The sequence below is a fragment of the Actinoplanes sp. CA-030573 genome (assembly GCF_050951115.1).
Classification (GTDB): Bacteria; Actinomycetota; Actinomycetes; order Mycobacteriales; family Micromonosporaceae; genus Actinoplanes.
In genome coordinates this window covers 7,285,975-7,304,339 of the sequence record NZ_CP192038.1, presented here as the reverse complement: position 1 = coordinate 7,304,339, position 18,365 = coordinate 7,285,975, and the positions used below count along the sequence as shown (strand labels likewise).

The following is an 18,365-nucleotide window of genomic DNA, read 5'->3' as shown; positions in this document are numbered from 1 at the left end:
GCTGTCAGGAGCCGACGGCGTCGCGGGCCGTTGGGGGGCGCGGGATGATTGCGGCCATTCTGGCGTGCGGCGGGTCGAGCAGGTCGAAGGCGATGACGCTGATCGGCTGGATCTTGCCGTGGTATGGAAGGTTCAGCGATCGGCGGGGCGCATCCACTGTTGCTTGGGACTCGGGGACTCTCCAGAGTCGGCGCGCGTCGCGGTTGACTTGGACGATCTCGGTGATGAGGTCGGCGACGGCCGTGTTCTCAGGCGAGCGAGCGAGCGCCAATCGCATCTTGGAAATCATCAGCGGTGCCCAATCGTCGCTCCACCGATGCAGATGGGTCCGAGCCTCGTCGGAAGTGAAGATCCACTTCATGACGTTCGCTCCGGGGACGGCCCACTTGAACCAGGCACGCATGTGGTCGTTGGTCGAGATGATCTCCCAAGCATCGGTGTAGACGAACGCTGGCCACGGTTGGGCGTCCAGGAACTGTTGCAGGGCATCGATGGCCGTGACGCGACTGGCGTCATGAGGTGCGTTGGGCTCGCGGCCGGTGCTCAGCAGGAACAGCAGCCGTTTCTCGTCGGGATTGAGCCGGTAGCCGGCGGCGACGGCCTCCAGGAATTCGTCGCTGTATCCGGCTTGCTCGCCGAGTTCGAGGTTTCGGTACCAGCCGACGGTGTAGCCGATCATGCTGGCGAACTGTTCCTGGGTGACGATGTCGGTGCGGCGCCGGGAGCCCGGGCGGGCTTTCTGGGCTGGCGGGTCGAGGCGCTCGCGCCATGATCGAGTGGCGTGTGCGAGTTGTTCGCTGATGTTGGGCGTGGGCGTTTGGGTAGAGGGCAGGTCTGTCTCAGGAGTCACGCTTCCCCCGTGAAGCCGTTACCTTGCAACGCATGAGCAGGCCATGCGGCGCGAGCAAGCGTCGAACGTAGCAGTGTCGATGTAGGGCCGGGCCCCCCTTTTCGTGAGGTCAGGTGTTCGACGGTGGCCGGTGCGTCTCCGCCACCGCAACTATCTGTAACTTTTGTTTCTGATTTCCACCTACAGTGGCCACTGTGGGTAGTCCTCGCTGTCTGGTCATTGATCTTCGCAGGGTGCACGCTATGCCCGCCGGTCAAAGGCGTCGGACTGTCGATCTTCAAGAACCACTGTGTCCAGCGCGGTTACGAGGAGATCCGACGGCCCGTAGGGGGGAGTTGAGGTGGGACGCGGTGCCGAACGGGCGAAGCTTGACGCAGTGCTCGAGGGTGGCGCGACGCCTGAGCCGGGTGTGTCGTGGATCTCGCGGACCAGCGCCTGTGATCACTTAGGGTCACGCTCCTGGTGGCAACTCGTGTCGTGTGATCTCGGTGACAAGAGTCCTATCGACCGCTTGGGTGGCGCACCCCGCACCGGGACTTCGCGTTCACCGACTTGCCGCCGCTGGCCGAAGCTGCGCGTGCGGCCGGGAGCGGCCGATGCGATCAGCCCCTTCTGCGCCGCGGCGAGCTCCCGGGGCCTGCGACTGCTGCTCGCCGTGTCGGCGGGTGACCACACGTTGACATCGAAACGGGGGAATGGAGTGTCAACCGAAGTTCTGAGAAGAACGGTTCGGGCCGCGGATGCGTCGGGCGATAAGGCGCAGCGCTGTCGTGGGCGGGTGCTCACGGTGAAGACCGGCAGTGCCGGCACCGAGCAGGCAGGCTCGGACGGCGACGAGCCAGCAGAGCCAGCCACCTCATCTAATGAATTGCTTGATCAGCTGCGCCAGGAGCCGGACTGGGAGCAGTTGCCCTTCTTCCGGCGGCTGCGGCGTATTCGTAAGGCGCGGGATTGGTCGCTACCGCAGTTGGCCGGCCGGATGGTCCTCGTTGGCCGACAGCACAAGGGTCGGACAGCAACAGCGAGTTCATTGAAGTCCATGATCAGCCGATGGGAAAACGACGAGATCGTGCCCGACGACCGCAACCGGCGATTGCTGGCCGATGCGCTGGGGTGCCAAGTTGCCGATCTGGGGCTGACGGTGGATCCCGACGTCATCTGGTGATGGCGCCCAAGCGGTGTGGCTGGCCTGGCGGGGCCTTCAATACACCGCGGCGTGGCGCCCTCGGCGGCAGCTCGGCCGCTCCGAGTCACCGCTCTACGCGCCTTTCTCAGTCGCGGCCCGACGCGATAACGCCCGTGTAGACGCCTAGCGCCCACGTGAGTGTGGAGGCGTAAGCGAGCAATGCGTCGGGGAACTCAGTGGCTTCCCCGGCGAAGCAGCGAGCATTCTGCTCTGCTGCGTACGGATCGTCGTAGCGGGCTGCTGAGCCGGCACGCCGGTGGTCGTCGATGACAGTGAACAGGGCCCGCCGCGCCGCCGCGACATCGTTGTTCTGGTCGGTCAAGGACGCATGCGTGACGCGGAAGGTGATCGACGGCAGGAGCCGTTCCGCGTCGTCAATCAGCTTGGACGGCAACACCACGTCTCTGGTCGGAGGCGTCGGCGGGTCGCCGCGGACGACTTGCGTTGCGACCTGGGACGCGTAGACGGCGTACCAGGCGGCGCTACGGGCGAGGATGACCGCGAGCCGGTCACGGTGGGCGTCGACGCATTTCGCCATGTCGTCGACCTGCTGAGCGCGCCACGCGAAACCGGATGAGCCGGAATGCAGCACGTCGCGCGCGCAGTGCACGCGCGAGAGCTCGACCTGAGCTGCGTTCAGAGCGAGCGCCGCGTCGTTGCAGACGATCCCGATGTCGATCAGCGCCTCCCGGACGGCGCGGGGCAGACCCGCACCCAAACCCTCTTCGAGTAACGCTCCCGTCGCTACCGCCATGCGTCAAGGCCCCCGCGTGCTCACGTTATAGAGATGTCTGTAAATGTCAAACGATGCTGTGCAGTAGCTGTGTATCGGGTTGCTCGATGCCGCGTCAAGCGACGCTCCGCGCGCAGTAACGCACCATTGACGCCCGTCAACCCCGTCAACCCCCGTCAACCCCCATCAACCCCTTGCGGTCTATCGATTCGACTGGCGATCCACAAAGGTCGAAACGTGATCGAACGACAGCGACGCCTCGAAGCGGTTTCCTGCGATCGAAGCAGGTCAGAGGCAACGGCCGGCATGGTGTCGCTCGCCGTCGCGGCTCTGCCGCCGGACGCCCGTCGCCGGGTCTTGCGGCGGCGTCTGGTGGTGGCCTGCCGCTTGGCGGAAGTCGGCCGGCTCGTCGGCGACGCGTGCTGATCACGTCTGTCGGATATCCGCGGCCTGGGTGCCCGGACGAGAACAAGGGATCGTCTTCATGCGAGTTCTTCGTGCCCTACCGCGGCTGGTCGGTGTGCTGCTGCCAGCCGTCCTGCTGGCGGTACCCGCCGCCAGCGCGTCGGCCGCCCCGGATGTCGGCGCGAGCGCGACGGCGGATCCGCCGATCACGGTCGCGCTGACCCTGACCGGAGCCCGGACCGAAGGCGAGGTGCAGAAGTACGCCACGGCAGCTGTCACGCCGGGCACCTCCGACTACCGCAGGTACCTGACCTTCGCCCAGGTCCACTCCCGATTCGGTGCCCCCGCCTCCCGGGTCGCTCGCGTGACCTCATGGGCACGCAGGGCCGGCCTGAACGTCGACGGCCTCGACGCCACCGGAACACGGCTGACCGTCACCGGATCAGCGGCGAACGTGCAGAAGGCGTTCGCGGTCACGCTGCACACCAGAGTCCGGTCCGGGGTACGCGTACGCACCGCTGGTGCGCTGAAGATTCCGGCGGCGCTGACAGCGGATGTGTCCGCCATCGGGGGCCTGACGCCGCAGGTCGCCAAGCCGATGCTCGCGCTCCCCGGTTCCGGGCCGAACCGCGCAGCCAGCTGCTTGTCCGCGATCACGCCGGCGAAGGTCACCTCCCGCGCCGGCGCGGCGGTCTGCGCGGGCCGACCGGCCGCCAGTGCGCAGGACGGGAAGTACTGCTCTCCGTACTGGGCGGCGTACAACACCACGACGGTGCCGCAGAAGTATCCGGCCGGGCAGCAATCGAACCAGCTGTGCGGCTACACCGGTACGCAGCTGCGCGCCCTGTACGGCCTGGGCGCCACGGACACCGGCGCCGGTCAGACCATTGTCATCGTCGGCGCCTACAACCGGACCTCGACGCTCGCGGACGCGGACAAGACGTTCGCCGCGAACGGGATCGCGACGCTGCCGGCCAGCCGGTATGCGGTCAAGTCCTACACCGGTAACACCGGCGCCAGCGGATGCGACGAGTCGACGTGGGGCATGGAACAGGCCCTGGACGTGCAGACCGTGCACACCATCGCTCCGGCCGCGAAGATTGTCTACGCCGAGGCCGGGGACTGCACGCAACTGGAGGAGACCCTTGCCGGGGTCATCGCCGACACCGCCCTGTCGCCGACGATCGTGTCGAACTCGTGGGGCGTACTGGCCGAACCGTCGGACACCGCCTACCTGAGCGCGGTGAACTCGCTGCTCGCCCGCGCGGCGATCCTGGGCATCGGCACCTACGTGGCCTCCGGCGACTACGGCGACACCACCACCGCGACCGGGGCCAGCAGCCCGCAGGTGTCGTTTCCCGCCTCCTCGCCATGGGCCACGGCGGTCGGCGGCACCACCAGCGCGCTGAGCTCCACCAACACAGTGCTGTGGCAGACCGGCTGGGAAGACGCCGGAAATACCCTCTCCGGCGGGGCGTGGACGCGGCTGTCGCCGGCGTTCATCGGCGGAGCCGGCGGCGGCCGCTCGACCCACTTCGACAAGCCCACCTGGCAGAGCAGGATCTCCGGCAGCAAACGCGCCGTCCCGGACCTCTCCGCGCTCGCCGACCCCTACACCGGGTTCACGATTGGCACCACCGACGGCGGCCAGTACGCGGCCGGCCCGGTCGGTGGCACCTCGCTGGCCACGCCGATCGTCGCCGCCCTGGCCGCGCTCGCGCAGGCCAAGGCCGGCAGCGGCAGCGACATCGGGCTGCTGAGCCCGCTGCTGTACGCCAACGCCACAGCGGGCAAGACCACGACGGCCGACGTGAAGCACGTCGCCGCCGGCATCTGGACCCCCGGCCTGGACGCCGAACACGCGAACGGCAACTACCTGGTCGACGTCGACGCCACCCCCGAATCCCTGACGACCGGCACCGGCTACGACACCGTGACCGGCCTCGGTACGCCCGGCAAAACGTTCCTGACCGATGTCGGCTGACCGACCCGCCGAACCGGCAGCGCGCCACCAGCAGGGCCTGACGGTGACGGTCATCGTCGTCCTGCTGCTGGCCGCCGCCGCGGCGCTGATCTTCGGGCGCGGCGCAACCCCGCAGCTTCGCGCGGTGCCGCACAGCTCGACCAGCCAGATCCCGGTGGACACCTCACCGCCGATCCCGGTGCCGTTCGTCTCCGCCCAGCAACTGGCGAAACTCCCGGCCGCCACCACCGACGCCACCATCGCCGCAGCACCGCACGATGCGCACCGCGGCGACGACACCGCCGGCGTGGTCGCCCACAACCGGCAGCCGGTCGCCGTTTTCGCCACCGCGGGCGCACGGCCGTTCGCGAGACTGCCGGTCACGCAGCTCGGCGCCGACACCTGGCTGCCGGTCATCGGCCAGCAGGCCGGCTGGGTGCAGGTGCTGCTGCCCTCGCGACCCAACGGGTCGACGGGCTGGCTATCCACCGACCAGATCACTCTGGCCCGCAGCAACGACGAAATCCGCATCCACCTGGGCGCCAACCAGCTGCAGCTCGTCCGCGGCGGCCGCATCACCGGGTCGTGGACGGTATCGACCGGCACCGACCGCACCCCCACCCCGACCGGACGCACCTTCCTGCTGGCCGTTATCCGCGACCCGCAGCAGACGTCCTCCCCGCTGATCTACACCCTGGGCACCCACAGCACCGCCCTGGACACCTACGCCGGCGGCCCCGGGACCGTCGGCATCCACACCTGGCCCACCGCCAGCGCACCGCGAGCCAGCCACGGCTGCATCCGCGTCCCGGCGGCCGCCCTGCGCGCCATCGCGCCCGTCCCGCTCGGCTCCCTAATCCGCATCGACCGATAACCCTGAAGGAAGGAACACCCCTCCATGACCGTGCACCACGTCCGCATCGCGGCCTCCGCGCTCGCCATCACCACCGCCGGTGCCGCCGCCACCGCCCCGTTCTGGGCCGACACCACCGCAGCCCGCGCGGCCAGCGGCTACCACGACGCCGCCTACGGCATCTCCGCCCACGGAGCCGCCCCCATCTCGGCCAAACCATCGGTGTCCAGCACCAACGGCAGCACCCGCACCGGCTCCGGCAGCGCCCGCTCCTCCGACGGCACCATCTCCATCAGCTCGGCCTCGGTGTCCGCCGGCGGCGGGAAAGCCTCCGCGAAAGTCTCCGGATTCTCCGCCTTCGACGGACTCGTCCACGCCTCCAGCGTGACCGCCACCTGCAGCAAAGGCAGCGTGTCGTCGTCGGCGTCGGGCACCTCCGGCTCGCTGGGCAAGAAGGGCTCGATCGCCTACGACGTGCACATCAAAAACAGCGACGGCTCGACCACCGTGATCGGCATGCAGGTCCACATCAACGGTGCCAGGGGCGCCGAAGCGTCGACCATCAACATCGCGTCGGCGACCTGCGCTCCGGTCACCAGCACCCCCACCCACAGCCCGACGCCGACCAAATCGCACACGGCCAAGCCGTCGCCCACCAGCACCCACAAGCCGACCTCGAAGCCGACGACCAAGAAGCCGACCACCACCCCCACCGGCAAGACCGGCAGCGAGACCAATGGGGGCAGCAGCACCAACGGCAGGAGCGCCAGCGGCAGCACCAGCACTGCGACGTCACCGGCCCCGGCGCCGACGCCGCACACCACCCACGAACCCGTCACCGGCTGAGCACACCGAAGCCTTCCTCCGGGGGGATAAGAGCCCCGGCCCGCGCCGCCTAAGCGCAGCGCGCGGGCCGGGGCCCACCCCGAAGCAGTCACACCCGGCCTCGAGAAGGGCTTTGACCGATGACATCCTCCGGCGGCCCGCCCGCCGTCATTGCGGCCACCGCCGACGACCTTGACACCGTCGCCGCGGTGCTGGCCGCCGCCTACCACGACCACCCGATCGCCCGCTGGTCGCACCCGACATCGACGAACGCCCCCGGCTGCTGCACGCCTGGTACCGCATCTGGAGCGAGCACGCCCTCGACTACGGTGCCGTCGACCTGCTCGCCGACCGCAGCGGTGTTGCCGTCTGGCTGGACCGCACCGCCACGATGCCCGACCCGCTCGACTACGAACGACGTATCACCGCCGCGTGCGGGCTGGCCGGACTCGACATGCTGATGGTCGATCACGTGGCCAGCCACCACCGCTTCCCGGTGCAGCACCACCACCTCACCCACCTCGGCGCCGCCGCCGGCCCGCACCACGCGCAGCGGCTCGACGCCCTGCTGCACCACCGGCACGCGCAGCTGGACGCGGCCGGAGCGCTGGCCGCCGCCGAGGCCACCACCGACACCGAACTGGACCTGCTGCGCGCGCACGGCTACCGGCACGTCGAGCCCTACGTGCTGCCCGACGGCCCGCTCGTGCACCCGATGCTGCGCGTCCCGCGCCGACACCATCCCTAGCCCGGCAAGCGCACCCCCGACGGCACCTGACCAGCACGACCCCCCGTTCGCGCGCCGCATACACCTCCTCGTACGTTGCCTAGGAGCCCGCCCATGCGCTTCGAACCCGCCCACGCCTACAGCCACGATCCCGCCTCGCTGTGGCGGCGCCTGCTCGACAGCGGTGACCGTGTCAGCTACGAACCCGAGCTTGGCCTATGGCTCATCGCCGGCCACGACCTCGCCCGCACGGTGCTCACCGACACCCGCCGATTTTCCAGCGCCATCGCCCTGACGCCTGCCGTCGCACTGAACGCCGACGCCGCGGCGATCCTCGACCGGCTTGACGTCCCGACCGTCGCCGTCACCGCCGATCCGCCCCGCCACGCAGGCGTCCGAGCGCCGCTGGCCACCGTCTTCGCCACCAGCGCGGCCCGCGCCGAGCAGCAGTGGGGCCACCTCGTACGCCACCGCGCCGACCAACTGGCCGATCATCTTGCCCACCACATCACCGCGACGGCCTGGCCCGACGTCGACCTGGTCGAGCTGGTCAGCTCCCGACTCCCGCTGCTGGTGATGCTCGACATCCTCGGCATCCCCACCGACGACTACGCCCGCATCGCCGCCTGGGCCGACAACTTCGCCGCCCTGATGTGGGGCCGGCTCGACGACGACGAGCAGATCAGCGCCGCCAACGGGCTGCTGGCCCTGTGGGACTTCTGCCGCGACCTGGTCGAGCTGCGCGCCGACGTCGACCTCGACGAGCAACGCGACGGCCTCATCGCCGACCTGCTGCGCTACCGCAACGGCGACGACCACCGCCTCACCCTGCCCGAGACCGCCGCGCAGATCCTCACCCTGTTGCTGGCCGGCTGGGAAAGCACCGCCGCCGCCCTCGCGCAGGCTCTCGAGCACGCCCTCGCTGACCGCGGCCGGTGGGCGCGGCTGGCCGTCGACGAGCATTACGCCGTCCTGCACACCGAGGAAACACTGCGCCACAGCCCGGCCGTCGACGCCCTACATCGCATCACCACCACCGATGTCGACCTGGCCGGCACCGTCATCCCGGCGGGATCTCGCTGCCTGGTCCTGATCGGCGCGGCCAACCACGACAGCCACATCTTCGAGCAACCGGACACGTTCCAGCCCGTTCGTGCGCGGCTGAGCCAGCACCTGAGCTTCGGCACCGCAGCTCACTCCTGCCTCGGAGCCGCCCTGGCCAGGCTGCAGATCACTACCGGCCTGTCCGCCCTGGCCCGGCGCCTGCCCGACCTGATGCTCGCCCCGGGATACACGCGCAGGTACCGGCCGAGCACAAGCCTGCGCCAGCACACCGCGCTTCCCGCCACCCTCGGCCCCTCCAACTGCCCGGTCGCACATGAGGCGCTCTCACCGGCGAGGTGCCGATGAGAGCGCTCGGGTTCCGCCGCCGTGGCCGGCACCGGGCCACCGGCGTGATGGAGAATCTGCTGCGCGCCGTCCTCGCCGCAGCAGGCCGCGCCGTGCGCCGACAGCGACCGCGATGAGGCCGCTGAGGCCGGTCCCCTACCGGCTGTACCGCGCCGCGCGGAAGCTGCTTCTACGGGCCGTCATCAATCTTGTCTCCGCCGCCGCTGCAGCCGCAATCATCGGTGTTCTGCTGCCGCGCCCCCAACCCGACAGCGGCGACAAGTCGACAACGTTAAAAATAATCGAATTCATCACCTCAGGACTGCTCTGGATTATCGCCACCACATCGATGCTTGTCCTCGTCGGCGTGGCTGTCCTGCAGGCCTACGCTTCCATCGCCGGCGTAGCGCCTCCGGGCGCGGGACGCGACCGGAACAATCCACTCTGATTGACCTTCCCGTACTGCCGACCACATCGGCTCCCTATCGCCGCCAGTGGCCGGACACGGCCTTGGCTGACGCGAAGACGTCCGAATAGCCATGCCCCTGCATAGGCGGTCGTCAGCAAAGACGTCGAGCAGGCGTGCAGCGGATGGGCGGCATGCTGGCGGGTCGACGCGCCTGCGATCCTCTTCCCATCCGGCACGGCCGTCGCGCCGCTCCCCGAAATTAAAGCAGCTACGTGGTGTCGTAATCGTTCATTCCTGAATGAACGATAAGCGGGCTATCCGGGGACCCGGGAAACACACGCTTCAGCTCAGCTCGAGGTAATCCCGTCAACCCCCGTCAACCCCTGTCAACCCCATTACCTCTCCCCAAATCGCGGATTACCGGGCACGGTCGAATGGTGATCGGGAAACGATCGAATCTGTAAATGCCGGCTCCCTGGAATCGGCCACTGACCGCCAGATTCTGTCGGCGTACTCGCAGGTCCGACTCGCTCGATCACCCGGCCGCCGCTACGGCCGGGCCCGCACCAGCAGCCCCGTCACGCCTGGCAGGCGCGGCTGGCTCGCGGGTTCCAGCGACCAGTTCCTGGGAGAGACATGCCGCCAACCGCCGCGTCGGCACCGACCGGCGCACTCGAACTCGCCGAGACGACCCCGTCCTACCCTGCTGCGCTACCACCGCCGCCCGCGCTTGCGGACATCCGTGCCGCTGCTCATCAGCGCGTGGCGCCGCAGCCGAGGCCGGTACCACACGAGTTCAGGCCAGCCGAGCTCGCCGAACAGGCGTGGCGCGACGCGGCCGCGCTACCCACGGGCGCTCTGCTGGCGGTCTCCTCCGCCGACGGCGGCGTCGGCCGCTCCACCGTGGTGGCCGCGCTCGGCAGCCTGCTGGCGCTGGCCACCCCTGACCCGGTGGTCGCGGTCGACGCCAACCCCCGCCCGTGGGGCGGCCTGGGCGAACGCGTCGGCCCGGGGTCGGGAACCGTCTGGGACGCCGTACGTGAACTGCCCCGCCTGGGCAGCCGCACCGAAGTTGAACGGTGGACGCGCCGCGGCCCGAGTGGTCTGCTGGCCCTGGCCGGTGAAGTCGAGGTCACCTCGCACCGACACCCGCCGGCGCACCACGAGGCGCTGGCCGTCGCCGACACGCTGCGCACCCTGTATCCGCTGGTGCTGCTCGATCTGATGACGGCCGAGGCCCGCGGCGTCTGGCGAGCCCAGGCCGGCGCTTCAGCGGCGCTGCTGGTCGCCCGCGCGACCGCGGAAAGCATCCAGCACACCCTGCGTCTGATCGCCTACCAGCGCAGCGACCGCACACCGCAGGCGCCGGCCGCGCCGCTGCTCGTGGTCGTGTCCACCTCCCCGCGGACCTCCGGCGACGTGCGGGCGGTGCTGCGGCAAGCGGGCAGCGTGGCCGCCGCCGTACACGCCATCCCGTACGACCCGATGCTGGCCGACGCGGCACCGATCGACGCCCGGCGCCTCGCGAGGGCGACCCGCCGCGCGCTGCTGGAACTGGCCGCCGACATCCTGCACCGCTGCACGGCCCCGCTGACCGGCGTGATCGTGGGTGCGTCGTGACACCCGCGATGGCGTGGTTCGCGACGCAGGCCAGCACCATGCAGGTGCGGGCGGCGGGTGACCCGACGCCGACCTCGACCGGCTTCGACTGGAACCAGGTCCACCCCGATCCGGCCGCCGTCCCGAAGGCAGACCTGTTCTACAAGCTCGCCAATGCGGCCCTGTTCCTGGGCGTCGTAGCCGCCCTCTGCGGGCTGGTGGCCGGAGCGATCGCGTTCGGCGTGGGCCCGATTTTCGGCGCCCACATCATCAGCGACCGCGGCAAATCCATGATGTGGAAGGCCGGCCTGGTCGCGATCGTCGTGGGGTCGGCGACCAGCATCATCGCCTGGCTGCTGATCCAGTGAGCGCCCTGCTGGTACCGGCGCCACCCCGCCACCGCAACCGTGCCCGCCGCGTCCTGCGGACGCGGATTGTCGCCGGTGCACTCGCCGTCGTCGTGGCGCTCGCCCTGATCCTGACCTCCGGCGCACGCCGAGCCGCCGCGGCACCGGTCCCGGGGCCGAGCCCATCAGCGACGGCCGGCGCCGACTGCGCGGCAAAAGCCCCGGGCCACGTCGCGTGGTGTATGCCGTGGGCGGTCCACGTCGCCACCCCGCCGTCGGGCGCGAAGTCGCACTGGGTCACCGACTGCTCCAAGGCCACCGATGACAAGGACCGGGAGAGTTGCTGGGCCGCCTCGGTCAGCCTCGCGGGCACCCCGAAGGCGGGCACGCCATCGGTGCTGGGCGACGGCCCGAGCACCAACGGCCTGAAAGCACTCGTCAACTGCAACCAGCTATACAGTCCGGGCACCGACGGCCAGCAATCGCCGTGGATGACCAAGTACTACGCCTGCCTGAGCCAGGCAGCCGCGTGGGCGGCGCAGTCCTATGACCCGCGACCAACGGTGGACTGCGGCACGATCGACGTGCCCTGCCAGGTATCCAAAGGCGCCCAGGAAGGCATTCGGTCCGGGATCGAGGGCCTGATCGACCTGTGCGTGCAGGGCGTGGTTTTCCTGCTGTCCAAGATCGCGGAATGGGTGTTCAGCACCACGGCGATCGCCGCCCCTGACCAGGCGTTCTACTTCACCTACAACTCGGTCGCGGGCGTCCTGGTCCTGCTGATCTTCATCTTCTTCATCCTCTCGACGATCATCAACGGGCTGCGCGTCGGCACCGGGCCGGGTCCGCTGTCGACCCTCGGCGGTCTCGTGCGCGCGATCCTCGGCGTGACCTTCGCCGGCGGGATCGCCTACACGATCGTCGGCGCGTGGGACCAGGCCACCAACGCACTGCTGGACCACAACGCCGCGACCACCTTCGACGGCCGCCAGTGGAGCAACGCGTTCACCGCGCTGGCCGGCGACACCTCGACGATGTTCGTCGCGTTCGTGCTGTCGATCATGGCGTTGCTCGGGCTGATCCCGCTATTCGTGATGATGCTCTTCCGCGGCATCCTGGCGACCGGCGCGGCCCTGTTCGGCGCGTGGGCGATGGCCGGGCAGGCCATGAACGAGACCCGGCACTGGGGCCGCCGCTGGTTCTGGACCGTCAACGCCCTGGCCTCGTCGAAGTTCGCGATCGCGGCCCTGTGGGTCTACGGCAGCCGCGCGGCCGACGAATCCGATCTGTGGACGGGCCTGAAAGCCGTCCTGCTGATCTGGCTGATGCTGTTCTGCCCGTACATCCTGCTGCGGCTGACGGCGATGGTGGACGGCTACCTGTCCGACGTCAACGCGCACGGTCTGATCTCGTCGGCGGATCCGGTCGGGCTCGGCGGCTCCTTCATGGACGGCTGGAACGCCAACAGTCCTTCCGCGGACGGCGACGGAGGCTCCGGCGGCGAGGGACAAGGGCCGGGTTCGGGCGCCGCGTCGGTGATGTCGGCCAACAGCGCTGTCATGCCCACCACCCCCGGCAACCCGCTCGGCGAGGCCGCCGGTACCGACGACGGCCCGGAGACCGAGGCCGCCGACGCCGCGGCCACTGGCGCGGACGGCGGCAAGGTCGGCGACCCGAGCGCCACCACCGGCACGGACTCCACCAGTGGAACCGACGGCGAGCAGGGCGACTCCGGGGCCGGCCAGCCCAATGCGGACGAGGCCGACGGGGTCGAGCAGGGGCTGCGCAGCGCCCGGCACGACGTCGCCGCGGGCGAGCTGACCGCGCCGGGCGATACCAGCGGCGCCGACGGCAGTACACCGCTGGTGCCGCAGCCGGGCGTGGCGCCCGACAACCCGGCAACCGGTGGCGCGCCGCTCAGCAACGGTGCGCCCCCCAGCGGCGGCGCACCCAGTGGCGGTGGCGACTCGGCGGGGGCCGGTGACACCGGGGCCTCACCGCCGGCCGAGGGCGGCGGCAAGACCGCCGCGGCCGGCGAATCCGGCGCGAGCACCGGAGGGGCAGCCGCCGTCGCTGACATCCCGCCCGTGCCGCTGTGACCCGGCCCGACAACCCCGGCTTTCCACCCACACGCGTGAGGAGTTTTCGATGCAGTTCCAATTCCCGCCGAGGAGCAGCAAAGGCGCTGTGCTGGGGTTCGCCTGGTCCCAGATCTTCCTGGTTGTCGCCGGGATCATCGCCGCGGTGGCCGGCCTGAACCTGCTGGCCGCCGGGCACCGCGCGACGGCGATCACCGCGTTCGCCGCCTGCGTGCTGCTGATCGTCCTCGGGTTGCTGCGGCTCAAAGGCCGCCGCATCACCGAATGGCTGCCGGTTGTGGCGGGTGCGCTGCTGCAGACCCGGGCTGGGCAGCACCAGTACCGCGGTGGCCCGTACTCGGCGAATCCCGACTTCATGGACCTGCCCGGCCCGGCGGCTGGATATCGGTGGATGACCGGGATCGCCGCTGACGGCACCACCCAGGTCGGGTTGCTGCACCACCGCCGTGAGCGCACCGTCACGGCAGCCCTGTCCTGCTCCGGCGCGAACCTGATCCTGGCCGACCGGGACGTGCAGGACCGCCGGCTGACCGACTGGGCCTTGGTCCTGCAGATTTTGGGTTCGGAGTACGCCGACTCGGGCCTGGTGCGCTGGTCGCTGACCAGCCGGGCCGTCCCGGACACCGGCAACCGCGCCCAGCGCTACCTGCTCAACCGGGCCGTCGACACCGACAGTCTCGCCTACCAGTCGCTCGCGCAGCTCACCGCCGCCGCGGCCCCGGCCGCGCAACGCCACGAAACCCTGCTCACCGTCGTGTTCGACATCGCGAAACTGTCCGCCGAGATCAACGACGCGGGTGGCACCGACACCGCGATCGCCGCGGTCGTGCTCGACCGGCTGACCGGCATCGAGGCCACCGTCGCCGAAGCCGGGGTGACCACCGGCGGCTGGCTGTCCCCCCGCGCCTACGCGGCCGTCATCCGCACCCAGTGGGATCCCGACGACCAGGAGGCCGTCGACCTGCGTGGCGCCGCCCGCACCACGGGCGCGGGTGCGGCACCGGGTGTGGAGCCCCGGCTGGCCGGGCCGATCGCCGCCCGCACCGTCGGCTGGAACACCTACCAGCACGACTCCGCGTTCTCGCGCACCCTGTGGGTGGCGCAGATGCCCCGCCAGAGCGTGGCCGGCACCTGGCTCACCCCGCTCTACACCCGCACGACCTGCCGCCGCACCGTCACCCTGGTCGCCCAACCGGTCCCCGCCGCTCTCGCGCAGCTGGCGTCGCGCCGCGACAAGGTCGCCCGCGCCGGGGACGAGCTGACCCAGCGCAAACTGCGGCTGGTCCGCACCGCGCGGGAGGACGACGAGGCCCGGGCGGTCGAGCAGATCGACCGGGAACAGGCCCGCGGCCACGTCCGCTACCGCTACGCCCTGCTGGTCACCGTCACGGCACGCACGGCGAAGACCCTTGAACGTGACGTCGGCGCCGTCAAACGCCTGCTGTCGCGCGCCGGGTGCGAGGCCGTGAGTCTGGCCGGTGAACAGGACCAAGCGTTCCTGGCCGGGGCGCTGCCGCTGGCCCGCGGGCTGAAGCCGATGCGCGGGTGGTCGGCATGAGCGCCCCGCAGAAGTTGCGCCGGGAAGGGTCACTGGCCGACCGCATCGCCGAGAAAGCGGCCGAACGCGACGTCACCCACGCCCGCAAGAACCTCAAGCGTGAGCAACGCGCCTTGGCGCGGGTGCGGGAGAAGTACCTCGGGCTGCCCCCGGCCGGGTCGCGGGGCGGCTACGGCCGCGCCGCCGGCCGGGTCGTGCACCAGCTGCGGCTTCCGCCGCTGGTCACCACGACCGCCCAGCTGTGCTCCGTCTACCCGCTCGTCTCGGATCCCGGGCTTCCGGTCGACGGGCCGCTGATCGGCACCGAGGTCTACAGCAGGTCGGCGTTCACTTTCAGCCTGCACGAGCTGTACCGCGCCAAAGTGGTGACCGCCCCCAACCTCGTCGTGACCGGGGAGATCGGCACGGCGAAAAGCTCGCTGCTCAAGACGCTCGCCTTCCGGGGTGTCCCGTTCGGTACCCGTTTCTACGTCACCGACCTCAAGGGCGAGTACGACCAGCTCGCCGACCTGTCGGGCATCACACCGGTGCAGGTCGGGCCCGGGCTCGGGGTCGTCATGAACCCCCTGGCCGGGATCCGCCGCAACCAGGCCCAGAGCGAACAGCAATGGCTGGAGCTGCAACGCTCGCGGCGGCTGCTGCTGCTCGAAGGTCTCCTGGAGATCCAGCTCGCCGACCAGCTCAGCGAGGCCGAGCGCTCCCTGGTCGAATACGCCGTCGACGCGGTCACCCGCACCGACGATGCCAGCGCCACACGGATGGCCACCCCCACCCTGTCATCGGTGCTGGCCGCCATGGGCCGGCCCGATCTGTGGCAGCACCGCCTCGAGCACCTCTCCTACCCGGTCGACACGTTCGTCTCCGATTCACGGCGCGTACGCCTGGCCCTGGAACGGCTCATCTCCGGCGCCCTGGGCGGCATCTTCGACGGACCGGCCTCCTCCAGCGCGCGCCTCGACTTCGACCAGCCGGGCGCGATCCTGGACCTGCGCACGATCCGCGCCAGCGATCAGATGACCGCGATGGCAATGACCTGCGCCCAAAGCTGGCTGGAGGCCGAACTCTCGCACCCCGACGCCCCGCCGAGGGTATGCATCTACGACGAGTTCGCCCTGATCGCCCGCCACCTGCCTCTGGTACGGCGCATGCGTGAGCAGCTGAAACTCGCCCGCGCTCTCGGTATCGCGAACGTCTTGGCGTTCCACCGGTTCTCGGACCTGGCCGCGTCGGGGTCGGCGGACTCCGAGCAGGTGCGCATCGCCCGGGGTTTGATCGAGGACTCCGGGGTGCGCGTCTCCTACCGGCAGGCCACCGGCAGCGTCGAGCAGGCCCGCGAGTTCCTGGGCACTTCCGACGTGGAGACCGACCTGCTGCGCTTTCTACACCAGGGCGTCGGCCTGTGGAAGATCGGCACCCGCAGCTACGTCGTCAAACACCAGCTGTCACAGGTCGAGACGGCGATGGTGCACACCGACAGCCGGATGGAAACCCCCGACGACCCGGATGTGTTGTCGGCGCAGGCGTACGAATCGCGGCTCGAAGCCCTCGCCGACGGGCAGGCCGCGTGATGCGCCGGCCCCCGCTGTCGTCGCCGGGGCACCACCTGCCCCGCGAAGGCGTCACCCGCGCCGACATCGCCGTCCGGGTCGCCCTGCTCGCGGTTTTCGCGCTGCTGTTCGTGTTCGCGGTCGGGTCGCTGTGGCTGGCCGGGCAGCTGTCCGGGCTGATCACCGGGCACGGCTGGCCCGCCGCCAGCCCGGCCGACGCGCTGCGGATCGCGTTCGGCGTCGTCGCGCACCACCGGCATCCGGCGGACGCCTGGCCGAGCGCGGCGCGCGCCGACATCGCCGTGGGCTGGCTGCTGCCGCTGTGGGCGCTGCTGTTCGCGTCCTCCACTCTCAGCGTCGCCGCCGCCGCGCTGCGGGTGGCTCGCACGCGGATCCGCCGCCCCGGGTTCGCCAGCCGCGCCCAGGTCGACGCCCTGCTGTCCGCAGACGCCGTCCGGGCCCGGGTGGACGTGGTCCGGCCCGGCCTGACGGTCCGCGACGGCGACACCGAGGTCACCCGCAGCAGCAAGACGGCCCGCCGCAGCGATCCACTCGAGGTCGGCCGGTTCCTCGGCACGCAGACCGTCAGCCGGCAACCGCTGTATCTGGCGAACGAATACACGCTGCTGGCCGCGGCACCCCCGAGGGTTGGCGGTAAAACCACCCGGCACGTGATCCCCCGGGTGGCCGACGCGCGCGGCGCGGTCCTGACCACGTCCACCCGGCTGGACGTCGCCGAGGTCACCTACACCCGGCGTTCGCAGCTCGGCCCGACCTACATCTTCGAACCACAGGGCGAGATCCCCGGGGTGCCGCGGATGCGCTGGTCACCGATCGAGGGCGCCGACGATCAGATCGTCGCCATGCTGCGCGCCCAGGGCTTCGCCAGTGGCTCCGGCATCGGCGACGAGAGCGTGGAGAACGGCCGCTGGTTCCGCGACCAGGCCGCCACGATCCTGCGGGCGCTGCTGCACGCCGCCGCGCTGGACGAGCACGCGACCATGACTGACGTCCTGGCGTGGTCGCAGGCCCCGGCCAACTCCCGGCCCGAGCGGATTCTGCGCCATCACGGCGTGGCCAGCTGGGCGGACCGGCTCGCCCGGCACCGCGAAACCACCGGCCGGGCCCGCGACACCGTCCAAAGCGTGGTCGCTGGCGCCCTTGACGCCTTCAACGATCCGCGCGTGCTGGCCGCGTGCAGCCCGCCGCGGGGGACGCAGTTCCGGCCGGTCGACTGGCTCCGCGAGTCCGGCACCTTATATCTGGTCGGCACCCGCGACGCTCAGGCCCTGATCGCCCCGCTGCTCGCGGCGGTGTCCGAGGACATCCTCTACCAGGCCAAGAAGCTTGCGTTGACGGCGCCGGGCGGCCGCATCGAACCCGCTCTGTACTGCGTGCTGGACGAGGTCGCGAACATCGCGCCGCTGCCGAGCCTGTCGTCGCTGATGAACGAGGGCGGCGGCTCCGGTATCTCGGTCGACGTCTTCACCCAGAACTTGCACCAGTTGCTGGAGCGGTGGGGCGACAAAGGCGGCCGCTCGATCTCGGATTCGGCGTCCGCCCGGCTGATCGTCGGCGGGTCCACCGACGCCGCCGCACTGCGCGACATGCAGGCGCTGATCGGGCAGGTCCGCGAAGTTTCCTCCAGCAACTCGTGGGGCGGCGGCCGGGCATCGGTGTCGGAAAGCACGCGCCGGGAGCATCTGCTGGACCTGGCCGACTTGCGGACGCTGCCCGAAGGCCGCGCGATCGCGCTGGTCGGGACGCTGCCGCCGGTCGAGCTTGACGTGCCGTCCTGGTGGCAGCGGCCCGACGCCGGTGAACTGCAAGAGGGCCGCGAAGCGTTCCAGGCGATGATCGCGAAGGCGGCCTGAC

General features: G+C 70.5%; 16 protein-coding genes. 14 read left to right on the top strand and 2 right to left on the bottom strand.

Annotation, left to right across the window (positions count from 1 at the left end; all coding sequences use genetic code 11):
* Positions 1 to 4: 4 nt before the first annotated feature.
* Positions 5 to 850, bottom strand: a complete 846-nt coding sequence (locus ACQP2F_RS33575) for a hypothetical protein (RefSeq protein ID WP_433294621.1) — start codon at positions 848 to 850, stop codon at positions 5 to 7.
* Positions 851 to 1,628: 778 nt separating this feature from the next.
* Here ACQP2F_RS33575 and ACQP2F_RS33570 point away from each other — a divergent pair.
* Positions 1,629 to 2,015: a helix-turn-helix domain-containing protein gene (locus ACQP2F_RS33570; protein WP_433294619.1), complete on the top strand. Its 387-nt coding sequence runs from the start codon at positions 1,629 to 1,631 to the stop codon at positions 2,013 to 2,015.
* A gap of 106 nt (positions 2,016 to 2,121) precedes the next feature.
* Here ACQP2F_RS33570 and ACQP2F_RS33565 read toward each other — a convergent pair whose 3' ends face one another.
* A complete protein-coding gene (locus ACQP2F_RS33565; RefSeq protein ID WP_433294617.1) occupies positions 2,122 to 2,790 on the bottom strand; it encodes a hypothetical protein in 669 nt (222 codons plus the stop codon).
* A 216-nt stretch (positions 2,791 to 3,006) separates the two neighbouring features.
* Between ACQP2F_RS33565 and ACQP2F_RS33560 the strand changes: the two genes are divergently transcribed.
* From ACQP2F_RS33560 to ACQP2F_RS33500, 13 genes are all read left to right on the top strand, one after another.
* Positions 3,007 to 3,195, top strand: coding sequence for a hypothetical protein (locus tag ACQP2F_RS33560; RefSeq protein WP_433294615.1), 189 nt, complete (start codon positions 3,007 to 3,009; stop codon positions 3,193 to 3,195).
* A gap of 58 nt (positions 3,196 to 3,253) precedes the next feature.
* A complete protein-coding gene (locus tag ACQP2F_RS33555) occupies positions 3,254 to 5,158 on the top strand; it encodes a S53 family peptidase (RefSeq protein ID WP_433294613.1) in 1,905 nt (634 codons plus the stop codon).
* On the top strand, positions 5,148 to 6,011 hold the full coding sequence (locus ACQP2F_RS33550; RefSeq protein WP_433294611.1) for a L,D-transpeptidase family protein: 864 nt from the start codon (positions 5,148 to 5,150) through the stop codon (positions 6,009 to 6,011). Before ACQP2F_RS33555 ends, ACQP2F_RS33550 begins: the two co-directional genes overlap by 11 nt.
* Positions 6,012 to 6,035: 24 nt before the next feature.
* Positions 6,036 to 6,836 (top strand): hypothetical protein, encoded by an 801-nt coding sequence (locus tag ACQP2F_RS33545; RefSeq protein WP_433294609.1) that lies wholly within the window; start codon positions 6,036 to 6,038, stop codon positions 6,834 to 6,836.
* A gap of 370 nt (positions 6,837 to 7,206) precedes the next feature.
* Positions 7,207 to 7,563, top strand: coding sequence for a hypothetical protein (locus ACQP2F_RS33540; RefSeq protein ID WP_433294607.1), 357 nt, complete (start codon positions 7,207 to 7,209; stop codon positions 7,561 to 7,563).
* Between the two features lie 93 nt (positions 7,564 to 7,656).
* Entirely contained in the window at positions 7,657 to 8,952 is a 1,296-nt protein-coding gene (locus tag ACQP2F_RS33535; RefSeq protein WP_433294605.1) for a cytochrome P450, read from the top strand.
* 112 nt (positions 8,953 to 9,064) lie between these two features.
* Positions 9,065 to 9,379 carry a hypothetical protein gene (locus tag ACQP2F_RS33530; RefSeq protein ID WP_433294603.1) on the top strand — a complete coding sequence of 105 codons (315 nt, stop codon included), beginning with the start codon at positions 9,065 to 9,067 and terminating at the stop codon, positions 9,377 to 9,379.
* 723 nt (positions 9,380 to 10,102) lie between these two features.
* Entirely contained in the window at positions 10,103 to 10,960 is an 858-nt protein-coding gene (locus ACQP2F_RS33525) for a MinD/ParA family ATP-binding protein (RefSeq protein WP_433294602.1), read from the top strand.
* The gene (locus ACQP2F_RS33520) at positions 10,957 to 11,307 is read left to right on the top strand and encodes a hypothetical protein (protein WP_433294600.1); all 351 of its coding nucleotides are present in this window, start codon (positions 10,957 to 10,959) and stop codon (positions 11,305 to 11,307) included. The genes ACQP2F_RS33525 and ACQP2F_RS33520 overlap by 4 nt, the downstream gene beginning before the upstream one ends.
* Positions 11,304 to 13,385 (top strand): hypothetical protein, encoded by a 2,082-nt coding sequence (locus tag ACQP2F_RS33515; protein WP_433294598.1) that lies wholly within the window; start codon positions 11,304 to 11,306, stop codon positions 13,383 to 13,385. The genes ACQP2F_RS33520 and ACQP2F_RS33515 overlap by 4 nt, the downstream gene beginning before the upstream one ends.
* 49 nt (positions 13,386 to 13,434) lie before the next feature.
* Positions 13,435 to 14,943: an SCO6880 family protein gene (locus tag ACQP2F_RS33510; RefSeq protein ID WP_433294596.1), complete on the top strand. Its 1,509-nt coding sequence runs from the start codon at positions 13,435 to 13,437 to the stop codon at positions 14,941 to 14,943.
* Entirely contained in the window at positions 14,940 to 16,511 is a 1,572-nt protein-coding gene (locus tag ACQP2F_RS33505) for a hypothetical protein (RefSeq protein WP_433294595.1), read from the top strand. The genes ACQP2F_RS33510 and ACQP2F_RS33505 overlap by 4 nt, the downstream gene beginning before the upstream one ends.
* Entirely contained in the window at positions 16,511 to 18,364 is a 1,854-nt protein-coding gene (locus tag ACQP2F_RS33500; protein WP_433307690.1) for a type IV secretory system conjugative DNA transfer family protein, read from the top strand. The genes ACQP2F_RS33505 and ACQP2F_RS33500 overlap by 1 nt, the downstream gene beginning before the upstream one ends.
* Position 18,365 lies beyond the last annotated feature (1 nt).